This window comes from Paraburkholderia sabiae, assembly GCF_030412785.1.
Classification (GTDB): Bacteria; Pseudomonadota; Gammaproteobacteria; order Burkholderiales; family Burkholderiaceae; genus Paraburkholderia; species Paraburkholderia sabiae.
The window spans coordinates 2,202,181-2,220,721 of the sequence record NZ_CP125296.1 but is presented as its reverse complement, the minus strand read 5'-3'; the positions used below and the strand labels follow the sequence as shown (position 1 = coordinate 2,220,721).

Genomic DNA, 18,541 nt, shown 5'->3' with positions numbered 1-18,541 from the left:
GGCACGTCACGATTCGTCCGCTGCGCTCTTCGTGACGCGGCGGATTTCGTCGGCGATGATGTCGATCAGCGCTTGCGCAGCAGGTCCGATGGGCCGCTTCGGATGCGAGACCTGAACGATGTGGCGGAGAATTGGCGGCGTGCCGATTCTGTGTGCGCGCAAGGTGCCTTCATCCACTTTGCGTTGCACGACGACGCGCGGCAGTATCGTCGCGACGGCACTCTGCTCGACGAACTGCACAATGGTGCTCAGCAGATCGATTTCGAACGTCGGCTTGATGACGATATTCGCGGCCATCAGCGCGGCATCGAGCGCGCCGCGCAAGCCGTTGCGGCGCGTCGGCAGTACGAGTTCGGCGGCGGGCGGATTTGACAGGTCGATGCGCTCGGGCAACTCGACACGGCACGCCAATCCCGTCACGTACACCATCTCTTCGACGAGCAGCGGTTGCATGTCGAGCGTGAGCCTTCCGCGCGGCTTGTTGATGATCGCGGCGTCGAGCCGTCCCGCTTCGACGCCGTCGATCAGTTGTGCGCTGAAGCCGTCCGCGACGGACACCTCGACTTGAGGAAACAGCGCGTTGAACTTCGCCAGCGATTCGGCCAGCACGCTTTCCGTTTCCGACGACACCATGCCGAGCGACACGCGGCCCGTGACGATCACATCCTGGCGGCTCAACTGCACGCGCGCGTGCTCGATGTCGCGCATGATCGGCGTGTAGAGGCGATACATCAGACGCGCGGCATCCGTCGGCGTCATGCCGTGCGGACCGCGCTCGAACAGCGTCTGGCCCAGCTCCGCTTCGAGCTTCGAAATCTGCATGCTGAGCGCGGGCTGGACGATGTTCAGCCGCTTGGCCGCGCGCGTCACGGAGCCGTCCTCGAACAGGGCGATGAAGTACTGGATTTGCTTGAGGTCCATGCCGCGCGGGCTCAGTCGAAGTGACCGGAATGCCTCAAGTTTAACGCCGTGGGTTGTGAATCCACGGCGTTCCTCGCGCGGTGCTGCCGAACGCTATTGCGGCAGTGCCGCCAACGCGATTTCAGCGGCGCTCTGCAACTGTTCGACATGCCAGCACTTGTCCATCAGCGCGCGCGTTTTCTCGGGTGACAGGATGCCGTCGGCGAGATCGGAGAACTTCTTCTCCAGCTGCTGATCCGTCATCGGCACTTCGGTGCTGCCGATCGCGTGCTGAATGAACTTGTGCAGCTTGCGGCCATCCTTGAGCGTGATCGTCATATCGACCTGCTCCGGCTTGATCGCGGAATCGACGATGGGATTCACCTTCTCGCGCAACGCGACGGTGACCGGGTCGCGCACCTTGGCGTCGCTGAACTGCTTCTCGCCCGCGGCGCCGTCGATGATCGCAATCGCCACCGCGTGATAGATGCTGAACTTGCCTTCGAGGCCGATCTGCGGCGTCTTCTTGCCCGTCAGTTCGAGCACGAGCGGATGCACGCGCAGATCGATACGTTCGATCTGATCCGGCTGCAGATGATTTTGATTGCGCAGCTGGATCGCCGCGTCGATCGCGGGATGAATGACGATGCCGCACGCGAACGGCTTGTACGTATTCAGCGTCGATTCGTAATGCTGGCCAAGGCCTTCGGTGATCTCCCGATAGTCCTGCTTCGTGCTGATGGTGTTGGCCCAGCCGCGCTTCGCTTCGATCATGCCGTCCGAACTCGTGTAGTTCTGCCCCGCGAGCAGTGCAGCAAAGATGCCGTTGGCCGCCGCGCGTCCGGGGTTGAAGCTCTTGTTCATCGAGCCGAACGATTCGCGCAGCCCGACCGGTTGCGATGCCGCGAGCCCTAACGCCCACACCATCTGTTCGACGCTCAGACCCATCAGCTTGCCCGTCGCCGCAGCCGAACCGAACACGCCGCACGTGCCCGTGATGTGCCAGCCGACATCGTAGTGATTCGGATACACGGCATTGCCGATGCGCAGTTCCGTTTCGACGCCCAGCACCAGCGCGTTCAGGAAGTCCTTGCCCGACACAGGGTGGTATTGCGAGTACGCGAGGATCGCCGATACGACGGGACCGGCGGGGTGAATGATCGTCTTCAGGTGCGTATCGTCGTAATCGAAGATATGGCTGCTGACGCCGTTGATGAACGCTGCGTTCATGATGTCGAAGCGCTCGCTGCGGCCGAGCAGATTCGCCTGCGGCGGCCCCGAGAAGGGCGTGAGGGCGGCGACCGCGCGATTCACCGTCTCGTCGTGCGAGCCGCCGACGGCGACGCCGACCCAGTTCATCAGCGTGCGCACGCCTTCTTTGCGCGCGGCCGCCGGCAGATCCTGATAGCCCGTCTTCACGATGTATTCCGCGAGGATGCGCGTGACCTTCGGCGGGCGCGCGTTGATGCTGCTCGCCGCGTTCGGTGCGGACGCCGCCTTCGCGGCATCGGACGATTGCGCGTACACGGTCGAGCCGCTGGCCGCCGCGGCAAACGCGCCGGCGGCCCCCGTTTTCAGGAAGCGGCGGCGATCGATGACGGACATGAATGTCTCCTTGTGGTCTGGTTGTGTGTGAATGGAACTTGGTGCGAATCGGACGGCATGCGTCCGCCCGCCTCGATTTCTTGTGTGCGATCGCGCGTCGATGGCACGCGAAGTCGATGAAGTGTCGACAGTTTAGGTTTAGTCTAACGAAAACTATGGTGCAGACGCAAGGTTTGGTTTGCAGGTGTGCACACTTTACGGAACTGTTTTGACGAGCGGCAAGCCTTACCGGAGGCGGCGGTGAAGGCGCTGTTTGGTAGAATCGGCCGGCGCCGGCCCGTTGGGCCGGGCCTTATCAGGACACTGCGATGACCGGGAATGTCGACAGAAGCGCACTCGATGCAGACGGCGAAGCGTCGTCCGGCGAAGCATCGGCCGTTGCCGAGATCGTCGACTGGGTTGCGCGCGGAATCATCGAAGGGCGCTTGCTGCCGGGCCACGATCTGAATTCGGTCGATCTGGCGAAGCGGTTCAACGTCAGCCGGACGCCGGTACGTGAGGCGCTGTTCGTGCTGACGCGCGAAGGACTCGTCGACTGGTCGCCGCGCCGGCGTCCGCGCGTGTCGTCCGTCGAGTTGCCGGATGTGCGCGAGATTTATCAGTTGCGCGGGATCTTGTACGCGCAGGTTTCGATGGCGATCGTCGAGCGCGCGACGCAGGCCGATATCGAGTCGCTATGGAGCGCACATCGACGCCTGGCGGAAGTGGCCGCGCAAGGTGACGTCGACGGTTATTTCTGGGCGAACGTGGCCTTCCGCGACGAGGAACTGCGCGTGTGCGGCAACCGTATCTTCAAGGAAGTGCTCGATTCGATGCGTATGCGGACGAATCGGCTGCGACGGCTTAGTACTTCTTTGCCCGGAAGAATGCTGCGGTCTTGTGCGGATCATCAGCGCTTGTGTGAGGCTTATGAGGAGCGGGATGGGGTGCTGGCCGCGGCGTTGAATCGGTCGATTGTGATGAGTGCGTTGCAGGCGATTGAGCAGGCTTGGGAGAGGGGAAATAATTTCGCTTCGATTCACAACCCGGAAGAGCTGAAGTGATGCGTATAGCAGCGATTTCACGATTGCTTTGCTGTCGCTCGTGAAATATGACGTAGCGAACGGGCAGGCTCAGACGTCTCAGGATGAACAGACGCTTTGCAACGATGGGGAGGAGACTTATTTCAGTTGTCCGCTAGAGAATCAAAAGACTGTCACCGTATGTGCAAAGAACAACACGGCCCCCAATGAGGGCTATGTGCAATACCGGTACGGCACCAAGGACAATGCTTTCGCATTTCCAGGTGAGACTGTTGCACCTGCCAGCACAGTGAAGGTCACCGACGTCTCCGAAGGAGGTATTCGAGGCCTGCATTTGAAGTTCACGAAGGGACCGTACACGTATGTCGTTTCCTCGGTCTTGCCGGGTGAGATCTACGTATCCAGGAATGGAATTGGCCCCGTCAATTCGTTCGACGCCTGAGTCATCGGCGATCAGGCCGGCAATGCGGCGTGCGCGGGCACGGTAAATTGAACGGTCGCGCCTCGCGGCTCATTGGGACTCGCCCATAAGCGGCCGCCGTGCGCGTCGATGATCGAGCGGCAGATCGACAGTCCCATTCCCAGGCCCGTCGGCTTCGACGTGTAGAAGGGCGCGAAAATATGCTCGGTGTTCTGCACACTGAATCCCGGCCCCGAATCGCGCACGGTGACGAGCACGCAATTCGAATCGTCGTGTCGCGTGTCGATCTGCAGGTGCCGTGTGTCTTCGCTCACGCCGCTCATGGCTTCGAGCGCGTTGACGATCAGGTTGAGAAGCACCTGTTGCAGCTCGACGCGGTCTCCTTCGATCAACGGCAAACCGTCCGACAGCTGCGTCTCTACCGAGGCTCCGCTCTTCGCGACTTCCCCGCGCGTCAGCTCGATCACCTCGCGGATCGCTTCGTTGATATCGACGGGCTCCTTGCGCGGCGGCGCCTTTTTCACCATCTGTCGGATGCGGCCGAGCACATCGGCGGCCCGGGTCGAGTCCTTGACGATGCGGCTGAGCACCTGATCGACTTCGCCGATATTGGGCGGCTGGGCGCGCAGCCAGCGCAGCGCGGCCTGCGCGCTGGTCACGGTCGCGGCGATCGGCTGATTCACTTCGTGCGCAATCGAGGCGGTGAGCTGCCCCATCGTCGCGACCCGGTTCGCGTGTTCCAGCTCCGTTTGCACTTCGCGAAAACGGTGCTCGCTTTCTCGGACTTTTTTCTCCGCCTCCTTGCGCTCCGTGAGATCCAGCACGAACGCAACGCCTTCCTTGCGGCTTGCTTCGAAACTCGCCAGGCCGACGATAACGGGAACGAGGCGGCCGTCCTTGCTGACGTATTCCTTTTCGTATGGCTGCGCACGCCCGGTGCGGATCGCTTCCGCCAAAGCCTGCTCGCTGTCCTCGCGCGATTCCGGCGGCGTCAGATCGAGCCAGCGTACCCGGCCCGACACGAGATCTTCGCGCTCGTATCCCACCATGCGAAGAAACGCATCGTTGGCTTCCAGAATATCGCCGCGCGCATTCCAGACGATGATCCCGATGATGTTGGCTTCGACGAGGCGCCGTATCTTCACTTCGCGTTCGGTGACATCACGGTACAAGCGCGCATTCTCCAGCGAGATCGCCGCCTGCGACGCCACCAGTTTCAGCACGGCAATGCGCGCCGGGCTGAACGCGCGAGCGGTCAGGTTGTTCTCCAGATAGAGCGCGCCGATGAGCTTCGCCTGATTCATCAGCGGCATGCAGAGAATGGAGCGTGCGTGATGCTCGTGGATGTACGGATCGGCCGCAAACACAGAAGCGGCCGCGGCATCGTCGAGAAAAATGCTCTCGCGGGTTCGCAACGCATGATAGAGGATCGACTCAGGCAGCATCGCGGCACTCACGGGCGCATCGCACAGTTGCAGCTGCGTCGTGTCGCCGCCCGTCGTCACTTCGGCTGCAATGCGATGTTCGCCGCCCGCTGACAGGATCAGCAGACCGCGGTCGCCGCCCGCCTGCTCGATGGCGGTACGCATGATCATCTCGATCAGCTTTTCGAGCACGATCTCACCCGATGCGGCCTGTGAGACCTTGATGACGGTCGCCAGGTCGAGATGCTCGACGGGGGTTGCCATCGTCGTCGTCGGGCCGGGTGCGGACGCTTCCGTGTTGAGGAACGGATGCAGTTCTTCGAGATGCCGCACTTTGCCGTCTGCGCCCCAGCGCAGATAGCCGTAGCGGGCATCCTGCAGATAGACGCGGGCAATCTTGTCGAGTTCTCGGCGCGCATAGAAGCGTGCCGCGAGTTCGTTGGCGAGCGCCTCGATGTGGATGAAGCCGTTTTGCTGTGCCGACGAGATGGCCTGTTCGTAAAGCTGCTCGGCTTCGATCAGACGGCCTTCGATGCACGCGATCTCGGCGCCGAGCAACGCCGCGCGAGACGCGAAATTCTCCGGGCAGTTCGTGGCCCAGATCTGCAACTGCGCGTGGTGCGCGGCGAGCGCGTCCCGATGTTGCGTCCTTTCGTCGGCGGAAGCGGACAGGCAGATGGCGGCGATGGTCAGCGCGGCGTAAAAGTGATATTCGGCTTCCTCGATGAACGACGACGAACTCCACAGCAGCCGCTTCGCGTTCACGGCGGCTTCCGTCGCCGCCGCGTAGTCTCCCGCCAGATAACGCGCCTGCAACTTTCGGATCCAGTAGAAACACGCGGGGACGGCGAGCGCAGGATTGCTCGACAAGTGTTCCTCGACTTGCGGCTCGCTGAACTGCGCATGATCGAAACAGCCGAATCGTGCTGTCTGTCCGCGCAGCATGCGGATCAGCGCGAGTTGTGCACTGATGAAGTCGATGACGAGGCCGAAGCGCATCCTCTCGGCGTAAGCCAGGCCGTGCTCGGCCTCGTTTTGCACGTCCACCAGCGCTTCTCCGGCGAAGATCAGACCGGAATTGAGGTTCTTGGATGTATAGGCGCCATACGTGAGATCGCCGATCCGGTTCGCAGCTTTCAACGCGCGGCGCAGGACATCGGCGCTCACGCGGATATGCTTCATCCACGGCAGCACGAAGGACGCAAACACCGAATAGGCGCTGGCCTCGAAACGCCTGAAATCGCGCCGATCGACGAGTTCGTAGCCGAGCTGGCCGAACCGGAAACCGAACTGATAGTCGCCGAAACGCGGCCCGGCAATTCTGCCGACCATCGCGTAAGGCACACACGACGCATCGCAGTTACCGCGCTCCAGGCTGAGATTGACCGCCTTGCAGCTCATCAGCGAAGCCAGATTCGCATCCGTCTGCACGGCGGGCGCGAAGAGTTTGCTCAGCACTTCGGCCGTCGCGAGATGCGCCGGGTCTTGCATCAGCGGCAAATCGATCAGGGCTTCGATCGGACGATCGCCGAGCAGCAGACCGATCCGTTTGTATTCGCTGCGAACCTCGTCGTCCTGCGGATGCGGCGACCAGTCGATGCCGACATGCCGCAGATAGTCGAGGCATACGGCGACGGCGCGGCTGCTTTGATCGAGCGTCGAGCAGACATCGGTGTGCAGGCACGCGACGCTGGCTTTCTCCACGGTCGTCGTGGCGCGGTTCGACAGAGCAGTCAGGCGCTCGTCCGCCGCAGACGGCTGACCCGTCAGATATTCGCACGCGGCGCGGTTGAGTTCGAGCGCGAAGATCAGCTCATGCCGACGCTCCCAGCAATCGTCGTCCAGCAGTTCGACGCCTGCTACCAGATAGATGAGCGCCGACGCATAAGCTGTCGATACCTTCGCGCGCAGGCCCGCCAGCAGGTTGAATTCCGCGAGTTGTTCCCGTTCTTCGCGCGAACCGATCAAGGCGGTGGCACGATTGAGTTGACCCGCGATCTCGAAGATCCGCTCATTGCGTTTTTCGGGCGGCGTGTGCGCGGCGAGCAGCCGCCCTATGCGCAGATGCGCTTCGGCACGCGACGCCTGCGGGATCATCGAATAGGCGGCTTCATGGACGCGGTCGTGGACGAATTTGTACGTATCTTCCTGCCGCCCGATCAGCTCCTGCCTGATGGCTTCCCACAACACTGCGTGAAGCCGTTCGTGCGACATCGCGACGACAGTAGACAGCGTCGTGATATCGGCGACGTTGCCAAGGCAGGCGAGCTGCTGCAACGCATTCTGCGTCTCCGTCGGCAAGCGCGTCAGCTTGCCGATCATCAGATCCACGATGTTGTCGGTATAGCCCTTCGCATGAATGCGATGGGAATTCCACGACCATCGTCGGGCGTCGTGGTCGAACGCGAGCAGTTCCTCATCGGCGAGCGCGTGCAGGAACTGGATCACGAAAAAGGGATTCCCTGCCGTCTTGTCGTGCACCAGTTGCGCGAGCGGTTCGATCTGCTGCCGTTCAGTGTGTAGCGCTTCCGCGATCAGTTGCTGGATATGAGCGCTGGCGAGCGGCGTCAGCGTGATTTCCTCGATCCGCACGCCGGCGTTCCGGATGGCCTGAAGCCTGCCCGTCAGCGGATGCATCGCATCGACCTCGTTGTCGCGATACGCGCCGACCAGCATCAGATGCCGCAGATCGGAGCGCGTCAGCAGGTCTTCGAGCAGATCGAGCGTCGCCGCGTCGAGCCATTGGAGATCGTCGAAAAAGAGCGCAAGCGGATGTTCCGGCCGGGCGAATACGCCGATGAAGCGGCGGAACAGAACCATGAAGCGGCGCTGTGCGAGTTTGGGCGCGAGTTCCGCGACGGGCGGCGGGTCGCCGATGATCAGCTTCAGTTCGGGGATGAGGTCCGTCATCAGCCGGGCATTAGGCTCGAGCGCCTCCAGCAGCGCGGCGCGCCAGCTTGCCAGTTCTGTCTCGGGCTTGCCGAGCAGCGGCCGCACGAGTCCCTGGAACGCCTGCACGAGCGTCGAATAGGGAATGTCGCGCTTGTACTGATCGAACTTGCCGGACGCGAAGAGTCCGCGCGGCGGCACCAGCACCCGGTGCAGTTCGTTGACGACGGATGACTTGCCGATCCCCGAATAGCCCGATACCAGCGCCAGTTCCGGCGCACCGTTGCGGACCGTCCGGTCGAATGCCGCCACCAGCGTATTGACTTCGTGCTCCCGCCCGTAGAGCTTCTCGGGAATCATGAGGCGGTCGGGCGTATCGTGTTCGTCGAGCCGGAACTCCTGGACGCGACGTTCGCTCCGCCAGTCGGCGAGACAGTGCTTCAGGTCGTGTTCGACGCCCGCCGCTGTCTGATAGCGGTCCTCGGCGGTCTTGGCCAGCAACTTCATGACGATCAGCGAGACGGCGGCCGGGACGGACTCCTCGCGCGCGCTCGGCGGCACCGGCTTTCTGGCGATGTGGCAGTGCACCCATTCCATCGGCTCGGTTGCCGTGAACGGCAAGACGCCCGTGAGCATCTGGTAGAGCGTGACGCCGAACGCATAGAGGTCGCTGCGGGAATCGATCGAACGGTTCATCCGGCCCGTCTGTTCGGGCGCCATGTAGGCGAGCGTGCCGGCGATGGTCTCGGGCGGTTCCGGCGCCTGTCGCTCGCGCGGAAGCCGCGAGGCGAGGCCGAAGCCGGTGAGCCGTACGTTTCCGTCGGCGCAGTTCACGAGAATATGAGCGGGCTTGAGATCTTTATGAACGAGGCCTCGCTGATGCAGCTTGCCCAGCGCCGCGGCGATGCCGACCGCGAGCCGCAAAAATTCTCCCATCTCCATCGGCTTGCCGAGCAGCCCCGCGAGCGGCTCGCCGCCGGGATCGTCGAGGACCAGCAAGGGCCGCCGGCTTTCGCGCAACAGCGCGAGCGGCTGCACCGCCCATGCATCGCCGAGTTCGTCCTTCAGATCGAATTCGCGAGCGAGGCGGTCAAGGCTGGCGGGTAACGGATGTTCGGCGGCGGGCTGCACCAGCAGGACGTTGCGGCTGCTGTCCTCCGTCGGGTGCCGTCCACGGGAGAGGACGCGCTCGCCGTCGTCCCACAAGATCTGGAGTCTCTTACCCATAGGCGCCGAAACCGTCCGAAGGTCTGCATCTGCCGTGGCGGGCATAGGGCTGCTGCCCGTCGTATCGGATGCGTTGCGTTCGTCGGCATGGCAGCAGGGATCGCGTCAGCATACACCGCGGCGAGTATTTGATCGCGGATGGTCCCGGCCGGCAGGCGTGTGGCTCGCGACGAGCCGGAAGGCGGCGAGGCCGGCATCATGCGTCGCCGCCTTGTGCTGCCGCGAGCGGGCGTCGGCGAGCGGTTGCCCCATCGGTCGGCGTCCTGGATTCGGCGCTCTTCGGCGTGGGCTTCGCGGCAGTTGCGCGCGAAGCCATTTCGTTCTGCGCGACGAGCTTCGCAATCTCCCTGTCGGCCTGCGACCCATATTGTGCAAAGACATCCGTGCGATAGCTCGTGTTGCTGGCGGCCGCCAGCTGCGTCCCCGAGTCGTCGCGTGTGTCGACCTTGACCTGCATCGACAGGCCGATACGCAGTGGATGCGCGGCGAGTTCGCGCTGATCCAGCCGGATGCGCACGGGCAAACGCTGAACGATCTTGATCCAGTTGCCCGTCGCGTTTTGCGCCGGCAGCGTCGCGAATGCGCTGCCCGTTCCCGCCGAAAAGCCCTCGATCTGTCCGTGATACGTCATGCCCGAGCCGTACACGTCGGCGATCAGCACGACAGGCTGACCGATGCGCATGCGCTTCAACTGCACTTCCTTGAAATTCGCATCGACCCAGACGCCGTCGAGCGGCACGATCGCCATCAGCGGCGTGCCGGGAGACACGCGCTGCCCCACCTGAACCGAGCGTTTCGCGACATAGCCCGTGACGGGCGCGGGCAGCGTGTTGCGCGCGTAGGCAAGCCAGGCGTCCCGCACTTTCGACTCGGCGGCCTGCACATCGGGATGCTGCTCCACGGTCGTGCGGTCGGTCAGCGCGTGATTGGCTTCGTCCTGTTGACGTGCTGCATCGAGCGCGGCCTGTGCGGCATTCACGGCGTCGCGAGCGTGTGCGATATCTTCGGCAGAAACGGCGCCCGAGTCGGCGACGGCCTCGCGCCGACGCAGATCGTTCGTCACACGCGCGAGTTCCGAGCGCCGCTGCGCGACGTTCGCCGCGTAGAAGTCGTTGTTCACATAGAGGCTGCTCACGCGGCGCACGGTTTGCCCTAGCTCGGCTTCGGCTTTCGACAGCGCATTGCGCGCGTCGGCGGGATCGAGCGCGACGACCGGCTCGCCTGTCTTCACGATCTGCGTGTCGTCGGCGTTGACGGCGGTGACCGTGCCCGTGACCTGCGGCGTCAGCTCGACGAGATTGCCGCTGACATACGCGTCGTCGGTCGCCTCGTGATATCGGCCCCATTTGAAGTAATAGGTGCCGTAGGCCGCGCCGGCTGCGGCCACCGCGGCGGCGAGCAGCGCGATGAGGCGCTTGCGCCGGCTCTGGGCGGCGGCTTCCGTGCCTTTGCTGGCAGCGGAACGCGCAAGTTCATTGCCGGACGTGACGGAATCTCCCATTTCAGATCTCCCAAAGCGGTTGCGAATGACGTTGCAAGCTCAGTCAATGTGCGGCGGCGACGGCATCGGTGCTGCCCGCCGCCTCGGCCCGGTCGTCGACATAGCCGCCTCCGAGCGCCGAAGCGAGCGCGATCTGCTGATCGCGCCGGTTCATCTTCAGGTCGGCGACGGCCTGCTCGGTGTTCAGAGCCGTGACGTCGGCATTGAGCACGGTCAGCTGATTTGTGAGACCGGCCTTGTACTGCCGGATCGCAAGCTGATCGGCGCCGTCTGCTGCCTGCTGCGCCAGTTGCGCATCGACGAGTTGTGCATCGCTCGAACGAAGCGACGCAAGCTGCGTGGCAACTTCGGTGAGCGCGGTAACGAGTGCGAGGTTGTACGTCGCGACGGCATAGTCGAATTCCGCGTAGCGGCCTTTGAGCTGCGCGCGCAATGCGCCGGCGTCGAAAATCGGCAGATGGATGGCGGGACCGACGGAAGCCGTCCGGCTCGCGGCCGTCAGAAAGCGGCCGAAACCGAACGCGTCGAGGCCGATGGCCGCGCTCAGATTGATGTCGGGATAGAACTCGGCCTTCGCCTCTTTCACTTCGTGCATCAGCGCGTCGACGTGCCAGCGGGCCGCGACGATTTCAGGGCGACGGCTCACCAGATCGGCGGGCAGGTTGTCGGGCAGACGTACCTCGTCGCCGATGCCGAGCGCTGGCCGCTCGATCCGCAGACCGCGATCCGGGCCGGCGCCCATCAATGCCGCGAGCTGATAGCGCGTGGTCAGGATGTTGCCGTCGAGCGCGGTGACATTCGCGCGGCTCGTCGCGAGATTGGCCTGCGCGGTCTTGCGTTCGACCTGCGTATCGAGTCCCGTCGCAATGCGGCTCGCCGTGATGCGATCGATTTCCTCGCGCCGCGCGACTTCCGCCTGCGCGATGTCGCGCAGCGCGTAAAGGCGCGCGAGCTGGTTGTAGGTGCGTGCGATGGCGGTATCGAGCGTGAGCCGGACGGCTTCCTCGTCGGCCTTGCTCGCGGAAAGTTGCGACACGGCTGCCTTGAGTGCTTCGCGATTCTTGCCCCACAGATCGAGGTCGTACGAAGCCGTCAGGAGCCCCTTGTTCTCCGTCTGCCAGGAGCCTGCAACGGGCGGTGGAATCAGCGCGGTGCCGCTGTACTGCTGACGCGTGAGCGAGTAGTTCGCGTCGATGCGCGGCAGCGTGCCGGCCTTCGCGGTTTCGCTGTAGGCCTGCGCCGCGCTCACCCGCGAGCGGGCCTGTTCGAGCGTCGGGCTGTCTTTGCGCGCTTCTGCGATCAGCGTCATGAGCTGCGCGTCGCCGAACTGTTCGACCCAATCGGCGGCAGGCCAGTGACCGTGTTCGGCGGGCAGGCTCGCCGTCGTTTCGAACGTATTCGACGAGGCAATCTGCGCATCGCCGTGGATGCCCGCATAGTTCACGCATGCGCAGAGCGATGTCGCACAGACGGCGGACAAACCGGCCTTCAGCACGCGATCGACGATGCCCGATCCAGAAGTCAGCGAGTTCATTTCGAATAGGTTCCGTTAGAACGTGGAATGGATGCGCGGGATGCTTCAGTGCCCGCCTGCGCCTGGCGCGCTCGCGCCTCGGGTCGGTCTCGTCAACCAGATCAGCGGGACGATGACGATGAAGATCACCGCGGAGAGCCAGAAGACGTCGTTGAGCCCGAGCATGGATGCCTGTGCGTCGAGCGACGACTCGAAGAGCGCCGTCGCCTTCGCGGTGCTGAAGTTGAGCGTCGTCTGAAGATTGGCGATGGTGTTGATGAAGTTCGGATTGTTGACGCTCGTCTGATCGACGAGACGCGCGTGATGGAAGATCGTCCGGTCCGACCATTTCGTGGTCAGCAGCGACGTGCCGACAGCGCCCGCGAAAATCCGCACGAAGTTCGACAGGCCTGCTGCTGCCGGAATTTTCTCGGGCGGCAGTCCTGAGAGGATGATCGCGGTGAGGGGCGTGAAGAACAGAGCAGTCGGTATGCCTTGCAGTAACGTAGGCAACACGAGCGTGAAGGCATCGACATCCGTCGTGTAGCGGGAGCGCATGAAGAAGACACCGGCGAAGCCGACAAACGCGAGAGTGGCGAGCACACGGCTGTCGGAGCGCGGCATGATTTTCCCCAGCAGCGGCGCGAGCATCACCGAGAAGATGCCGAGCGGCGCGGTCACAAGTCCTGCATCGACCGCGCGATAGCCGAGAAAGCCCTGAATCCATTGCGGCAGGATTACCAGGTTCGCGAAGAAGAGCGCATAAGCGACGGAAATCGCCACCGTGCCACCGAGAAAATTGCGCCTGGCAAAGAGGCGCAGATCGATCACCGGCTTTTCTTCGGTGAATTCCCAGATCAGAAAGAACAGAAAGCTGATTGCGGCGACAACGGTGAGTGCCCAGATCACGGGCGAATTGAACCAGTCGAGGTCTTTGCCCTTGTCGAGCATGATCTGCAGCGTCGCGACCCACGCGACCAGCGAGATCAAACCGATGACATCGATCGGCAGCTTGCGCGCAGGCGTTTCGCGATCGCGATACACCATCCAGATCACGCCCGCGGCAAACAGACCGACAGGCACATTGATATAGAAGATCCACGACCAGTTGTAGCTGTCGGTGATCCAGCCGCCTAGCGCCGGGCCGGCGATCGGCCCGACCGTCGCGGTCATCGCCCACAACGACAGCGCGTTTGAGCTTTTATCTTCGGGAAACGATGCGAGCAGCAAGGCTTGCGAGAGCGGCACCAGCGGACCCGCGACGAGCCCTTGCACGACGCGCGCAGCGAGCAGCACCAGCAGATTCGGCGCAAGCCCGCACGCTGCCGACGACAGTACGAACAACAGGATCGCCCAGACAAACAGCTTGACCTGGCCGATGCGTTGCGTGAGCCAGCCGGTGAGCGGAATCGACACGGCGTTTGCAGCTGCGAACAGTGTAATGACCCATGTGCCTTCATCGACCGATACGCCCAGATTGCCGGAAAGCGTGGGAATCGCGACGTTGGCGATGGACGAATCGAGCACGTTCATGAAGGTGGCGAGCGCGACTGCGAATGTGCCGAGTACGAACTTGATGCCTGTCAATGGTGTTTTGGCGCTATGGTCAGATTCGTGGTTCATTTCCAATCCGTTAGACATCCAAAATAAAAAGGTTGTAGGCCGTATGAATTCATGGCTGCTTTCAGGCAGGTCTTACGCGGGGCGCTGTTGCGAGAGACAGAGCACGTGCATCGCGGCGAATCTCGCTGAAGTCACGCGAAGCAAACATCGCTCGTGCAATCGCCAGCAATGTCTTGACGCCGTTCCATGGATTCATCAGGCATCGGCGCACCTGTTCGCTGCGCGCGACGCCTCGCACGCACCATGTGCTGAAGTGCTCGCAGTTGTTCGTGAGAAGCTGATATCTGTCTTCGCCCAGACGCGATGTTGCCCTTCGCAACGCAACGATGCCGGTATAGACGGAATCCGATTCACTCGCGACCTTGACCTCTCTTCCCGCTGCAAAGTCATGCAGTGAAGCGTATTCGACCGGGCGCCGCTGCGTGGAGCGGTGAAATCCGCCATAGTGGATGACCCGTCCGTTGCCCGCGTAGATTCCGTGGTGCGCATAGCCGTCGCGCTCGCTGACAAGATGCGCGCCGATATCGAAGGCGGGCTGCGTGTCGGTCGATTTCCGCGAGGCCGCGGACCATTCGGTAAGTAGCGTTTCCATGGCGAGTCGTTGGCTGTCACACCTGCCAGTTGATCGTCGACCCGGTCGAGTCGATCGCATTCGGTTGTCAGCATGGTAGGTGGCGAGACTTCGCTCCGGTAGATATGCGGCAGAACACGCACCGTTGCCGGGTGAGCACCAATAGCCGGTGCGAGCCGTTTGCGATTGGTGTCATTAAGACAACACTGTGCGTCGCGTCACGTATCTCCCGCGACATGCGCCGACTATCTATGATGAGTTCATGCGGATCGTCCGCTATCGATATGGAGAACGCGTCATGAAGATTGTCGTCATCGGCGGTACGGGCCTGATCGGCTCGAAGACAGTCGCGATTCTGGCCCAGCACGGCCATGAAGCGATTGCTGCCTCGCCCAGAAACGGAATCAACAGCCTCACGGGCGAAGGACTGGCGGCCGTCATGACGGGCGCACAGGTGGTGGTCGATCTCTCCAATTCGCCTTCGTTCGAGGACAACGCGGTTCTCGAGTTCTTCAGGACATCGACGACCAATCTGCTCGCAGCGGAAGCGGCTGCCGGCGTTGCGCACCATGTTGCGCTTTCCATCGTGGGCATCGAACGCACACCGGAGAACGGTTATTTCCGTGCCAAGGTCGCGCAGGAGAAACTGATCGTGGCATCGGGCATCCCGTACACGATTGTCCGCGCAACGCAGTTCCTGGAGTTCCTCGGCGGTATTGCCGAGTCGTGCGCGACGGGCAACGAGATCCGTGTTTCGCCGGGTCTGTTTCAGCCGATCGCAGCCGACGACGTCGCCGCCAATGTCGCCGAAGCCGCGCTCGCGGCGCCGCGCAACGGCATCGTCGAAATTGCGGGCCCGCAGCGCGCGCCATTCAACGAGATCATTGCCCACTATCTGAAGGCGGTCGGCGATCCGCGCGAAGTCGTGCGCGATCCTGCCGCGAAGTACTTCGGCGGTCTCGTCGACGATCAGTCGCTGGTGCCGATGGGCGAGGCGCGGCTTGGCCGCGTGGGTCTCGATGAATGGCTCCGCCGGTCGAAGGAAAGCGCCTGATTCCTGTGTCTCCCGGATACGGTGTCCGCTGCTTTGCTGCACGCATGGCAAGTGTGTAGCATGCTTCAATCAGGTTCGATCGCAATGCGTGTTTCGGGATTTGCGGTTCCAGCCATTCTTATGACGAAAACGCGCGGGCGTTCGCTTCGCGCGTTCGGGCCGCGAGTAACGGAAAACAGCGCTTATTGCCTTCATTCATAGAGAAGGAATCCATCGTGGAAGCTGCCAGCAGCATGGCTCGTTGGCAAGGAACGCAAATGAGTGCGGAGTCGCATCCTCCTTCGACACAAGGCCTGCACGCGCGCACGGATCCGATCGTGTACGTGATCGACGACGACGAGGCGATGAGGCTCGCCGTCCGCGATCTGCTGCGCTCAGTGGGGCTGCGCGTCGAGATATTCGAATCGTCGCTGGATTTTCTTGCCTTTTCCAAGCCGGATACACCCAGTTGCCTTATCCTCGACATCCGGTTGCGCGGAGAAAGCGGACTGACGTTTCAGGAGCAGATTGCAAAAAGCGATCTGCGCATGCCGATCGTCTTCATGACGGGCCACGGCGACATTGCAATGACGGTCAAAGCAATGAAAGCCGGTGCGGTCGATTTTCTCGCCAAGCCTTTCCGCGACCAGGACATGCTCGATGCGGTCGCGAGTGCGCTGGCGCGCGACGGGGAGCGTCTTGCCGCGGAGCAATCCAGTGCGACGCTGCGCGCCGCGTATCACTCACTGACGCCACGCGAACGGGAAGTGATGGCTTTTGTGGTAGCCGGCATGATGAACAAGCAGATCGCGTCGGAGATGAACGTCAGCGAGATCACGGTCAAGATCCATCGCGGACAGGTGATGCGGAAAATGGCCGCACGATCTGTTGCGGCGCTCGTGAAGATGTCCGAGTCGCTGGGCGTCGGCAACTAGACTCGCTTCGAACGGTTTTACGCCGCGTGCGTTGGACGGCCGTTAGCGCGGCGAGTCCAGCACGACGCCGAGCCAGTACGCGATCGTGTCGGAATCGACGGGTTTGCTCAGCACGGCCAGCGCGCCATTTGTCTTGGCGCGCGTGATCAGGTCGTGCGTCGGGAATGACGTGAAAAAGAGCATCGGTGTGGTGTAGCCGAGTTCGAGCATCTTTTCATGCATCGCGATTCCCGACATGCCCTCCATCATGACGTCGGACAGCACGCATGCGCTGTCGGCGATGAGACCGGACGCCAGAAATTCCTCCGCAGAAGCAAACAGAAGCGTTTCCCTGCCGAACGAACGCACGAGTGTATCCATGGCGAAGCGGAGTGCCTCGTCGTCGTCCACAATCGATACGAACCGGGCGTTACACACGTGGCGACCTTCACTAAAAGTACTTGCACGCACTGCGTCATTGCATCATCGATGTTCTGGATGATGCACTTCACGACGCGATGAGCCGCGCGTGAAGAGGTGCATCAGTCCAGCATATTTCCCGCGATAACCGCCGAAAATCATACAAACGTAGCCGGCCGTCTCATACTTTCATATAGGGTGGGCGGCGGCGCGTCTTTCTGACGCCGCGATTGCGTGGCGCAACCTTTTCCCCTTTGCTTCGAGACAGGCGACGACGCCTTAAACCTTTGTATAAGCCTCCAACGCTTATGTATTGTGCCGCGTCCGCCATCCGTAGAATGGTTCGGTGAAAGTCCCGCGACTATATTTTCTTCATGGTCGATGAGATCGATCAGTCGCCAGGTGTACCGCGACTCATTGTTGTCAGCGGGAGCTATCAATGGACCAACGGGATACATCATGCCGCGCGTTTCGTGTCGGCGTGTCGAACAATGCCGACGGACTGTCTTCCTGTCTTTCGACGAGCTACGCCGGCATCATTGCATTCATGGCTGTCGCGACCGAAGGTAGTTTTGCTGCAGCGGGCGACCGCCTTGGCGTCGGACGTTCGTCCGTCTGCAGAAGCGTGCAGAAACTCGAAATGCAACTGGGCACACGTCTTTTCCAGAGAACGACGCGTTCGACGCGACTGACGCTGGAAGGCGAACGGTTCTTCCAGAACTGCAATCAAGGCGTGGCGCAAATCGTCGAGGCGATGAGCGATCTTCGGGACCTGCGCCAGGGACCGCCGCGCGGCCTGCTTCGAATCAGCTCGACGATCGGATTCGGCCGCAAGGTCGTGGCGCCTTTGCTCTCGCGCTTCTCTGAAAAGTACCCGGAAATCGCGCTGGAACTTCTCCTCGACGACAAGACGGCGGACTTCGCCGGACAGCAAATCGACGTCGCGTTCCGTGAAGGATTCATTCAGGATTCCAGCGTCATCGCCAGGCAACTCGTGCCCATGCAATTGATACTTTGCGCCTCGCGCAGCTATGCGCGCAGACACGGTCTGCCACAGACACTGGACGAGCTTGAGAATCACGATTGCATCAACCGGCGCTTATCGAATGGTCGTATTGCAGAGTGGGAATTCAAGGTCGACGGCCATTCACGAAAATTCCTGCCGACAGCGCATCTGACTTTCAACGATCCCGAACTGGTACTGAACGCTGTACTCGACGGAGATGGAATCGCGCAAATTCCCGCGTATCTGCTCAAAGCTCACAAGGCGGGCGACGAGATCATTGCGGCGTTGAGACAGCATGAACCCGACGACCAGGGCCACTACATCAGTTACCTTTGCCGGCAGCATCTGCCTTCACGGATTCGCGTGTTCGTCGATTTCATGACGGACAGCATCCGTTCGCTCGAACTGAACGACCTGACAGCATTCAATGAGAGCGAAACGGAAGTGCGAATCGAAAGGCTGGCGGCGTAGT

12 protein-coding genes are annotated in these 18,541 nt (G+C 62.1%); 4 read left to right on the top strand and 8 right to left on the bottom strand.

Annotation, left to right across the window (positions count from 1 at the left end):
• Positions 1-6 precede the first annotated feature (6 nt).
• Positions 7-921, bottom strand: coding sequence for a LysR family transcriptional regulator (locus QEN71_RS39395; RefSeq protein ID WP_201649571.1), 915 nt, complete (start codon positions 919-921; stop codon positions 7-9).
• Positions 922-1,014: 93 nt separating this feature from the next.
• On the bottom strand, positions 1,015-2,505 hold the full coding sequence (locus tag QEN71_RS39390) for an MmgE/PrpD family protein (RefSeq protein ID WP_201649572.1): 1,491 nt from the start codon (positions 2,503-2,505) through the stop codon (positions 1,015-1,017).
• 308 nt (positions 2,506-2,813) lie between these two features.
• Between QEN71_RS39390 and QEN71_RS39385 the strand changes: the two genes are divergently transcribed.
• Positions 2,814-3,548, top strand: a complete 735-nt coding sequence (locus tag QEN71_RS39385) for a GntR family transcriptional regulator (RefSeq protein WP_201649573.1) — start codon at positions 2,814-2,816, stop codon at positions 3,546-3,548.
• A gap of 432 nt (positions 3,549-3,980) precedes the next feature.
• Here the strand turns inward: QEN71_RS39385 and QEN71_RS39380 are convergent, their stop codons facing one another.
• From QEN71_RS39380 to QEN71_RS39360, 5 genes are all read right to left on the bottom strand, one after another.
• Positions 3,981-9,488 carry a trifunctional serine/threonine-protein kinase/ATP-binding protein/sensor histidine kinase gene (locus QEN71_RS39380; protein ID WP_201649574.1) on the bottom strand — a complete coding sequence of 1,836 codons (5,508 nt, stop codon included), beginning with the start codon at positions 9,486-9,488 and terminating at the stop codon, positions 3,981-3,983.
• A 196-nt stretch (positions 9,489-9,684) separates the two neighbouring features.
• The gene (locus tag QEN71_RS39375) at positions 9,685-10,989 is read right to left on the bottom strand and encodes an HlyD family secretion protein (protein WP_201649575.1); all 1,305 of its coding nucleotides are present in this window, start codon (positions 10,987-10,989) and stop codon (positions 9,685-9,687) included.
• A gap of 43 nt (positions 10,990-11,032) precedes the next feature.
• Positions 11,033-12,523 carry an efflux transporter outer membrane subunit gene (locus tag QEN71_RS39370; protein WP_201649576.1) on the bottom strand — a complete coding sequence of 497 codons (1,491 nt, stop codon included), beginning with the start codon at positions 12,521-12,523 and terminating at the stop codon, positions 11,033-11,035.
• Between the two features lie 45 nt (positions 12,524-12,568).
• Positions 12,569-14,125 carry a DHA2 family efflux MFS transporter permease subunit gene (locus QEN71_RS39365; protein ID WP_201649577.1) on the bottom strand — a complete coding sequence of 519 codons (1,557 nt, stop codon included), beginning with the start codon at positions 14,123-14,125 and terminating at the stop codon, positions 12,569-12,571.
• 61 nt (positions 14,126-14,186) lie between these two features.
• Positions 14,187-14,717: a lecithin retinol acyltransferase family protein gene (locus QEN71_RS39360; RefSeq protein ID WP_201649578.1), complete on the bottom strand. Its 531-nt coding sequence runs from the start codon at positions 14,715-14,717 to the stop codon at positions 14,187-14,189.
• Between the two features lie 277 nt (positions 14,718-14,994).
• Here QEN71_RS39360 and QEN71_RS39355 point away from each other — a divergent pair, with 277 nt between their 5' ends.
• The gene (locus tag QEN71_RS39355) at positions 14,995-15,750 is read left to right on the top strand and encodes an SDR family oxidoreductase (RefSeq protein WP_201649579.1); all 756 of its coding nucleotides are present in this window, start codon (positions 14,995-14,997) and stop codon (positions 15,748-15,750) included.
• Between the two features lie 257 nt (positions 15,751-16,007).
• Positions 16,008-16,664: a response regulator transcription factor gene (locus QEN71_RS39350; protein ID WP_201649717.1), complete on the top strand. Its 657-nt coding sequence runs from the start codon at positions 16,008-16,010 to the stop codon at positions 16,662-16,664.
• A gap of 42 nt (positions 16,665-16,706) precedes the next feature.
• Here QEN71_RS39350 and QEN71_RS39345 read toward each other — a convergent pair whose 3' ends face one another.
• A complete protein-coding gene (locus tag QEN71_RS39345; RefSeq protein WP_322791188.1) occupies positions 16,707-17,054 on the bottom strand; it encodes a response regulator transcription factor in 348 nt (115 codons plus the stop codon).
• A 448-nt stretch (positions 17,055-17,502) separates the two neighbouring features.
• Here QEN71_RS39345 and QEN71_RS39340 point away from each other — a divergent pair, with 448 nt between their 5' ends.
• Positions 17,503-18,540 (top strand): LysR family transcriptional regulator, encoded by a 1,038-nt coding sequence (locus QEN71_RS39340; protein ID WP_201649581.1) that lies wholly within the window; start codon positions 17,503-17,505, stop codon positions 18,538-18,540.
• Position 18,541: the final 1 nt, after the last annotated feature.

Excerpts from the sequence above, each read along its gene's own strand:
- QEN71_RS39395 (WP_201649571.1), bottom strand. The coding sequence starts at position 921 with ATGGACCTCAAGCAAATCCAGTACTTCATCGCCCTGTTCGAGGACGGC.
- QEN71_RS39390 (WP_201649572.1), bottom strand. The coding sequence starts at position 2,505 with ATGTCCGTCATCGATCGCCGCCGCTTCCTGAAAACGGGGGCCGCCGGC.
- QEN71_RS39385 (WP_201649573.1), top strand. The coding sequence starts at position 2,814 with ATGACCGGGAATGTCGACAGAAGCGCACTCGATGCAGACGGCGAAGCG.
- QEN71_RS39380 (WP_201649574.1), bottom strand. The coding sequence starts at position 9,488 with ATGGGTAAGAGACTCCAGATCTTGTGGGACGACGGCGAGCGCGTCCTC.
- QEN71_RS39375 (WP_201649575.1), bottom strand. The coding sequence starts at position 10,989 with ATGGGAGATTCCGTCACGTCCGGCAATGAACTTGCGCGTTCCGCTGCC.
- QEN71_RS39370 (WP_201649576.1), bottom strand. The coding sequence starts at position 12,523 with ATGAACTCGCTGACTTCTGGATCGGGCATCGTCGATCGCGTGCTGAAG.
- QEN71_RS39365 (WP_201649577.1), bottom strand. The coding sequence starts at position 14,125 with ATGAACCACGAATCTGACCATAGCGCCAAAACACCATTGACAGGCATC.
- QEN71_RS39360 (WP_201649578.1), bottom strand. The coding sequence starts at position 14,717 with ATGGAAACGCTACTTACCGAATGGTCCGCGGCCTCGCGGAAATCGACC.
- QEN71_RS39355 (WP_201649579.1), top strand. The coding sequence starts at position 14,995 with ATGAAGATTGTCGTCATCGGCGGTACGGGCCTGATCGGCTCGAAGACA.
- QEN71_RS39350 (WP_201649717.1), top strand. The coding sequence starts at position 16,008 with ATGAGTGCGGAGTCGCATCCTCCTTCGACACAAGGCCTGCACGCGCGC.
- QEN71_RS39340 (WP_201649581.1), top strand. The coding sequence starts at position 17,503 with ATGGACCAACGGGATACATCATGCCGCGCGTTTCGTGTCGGCGTGTCG.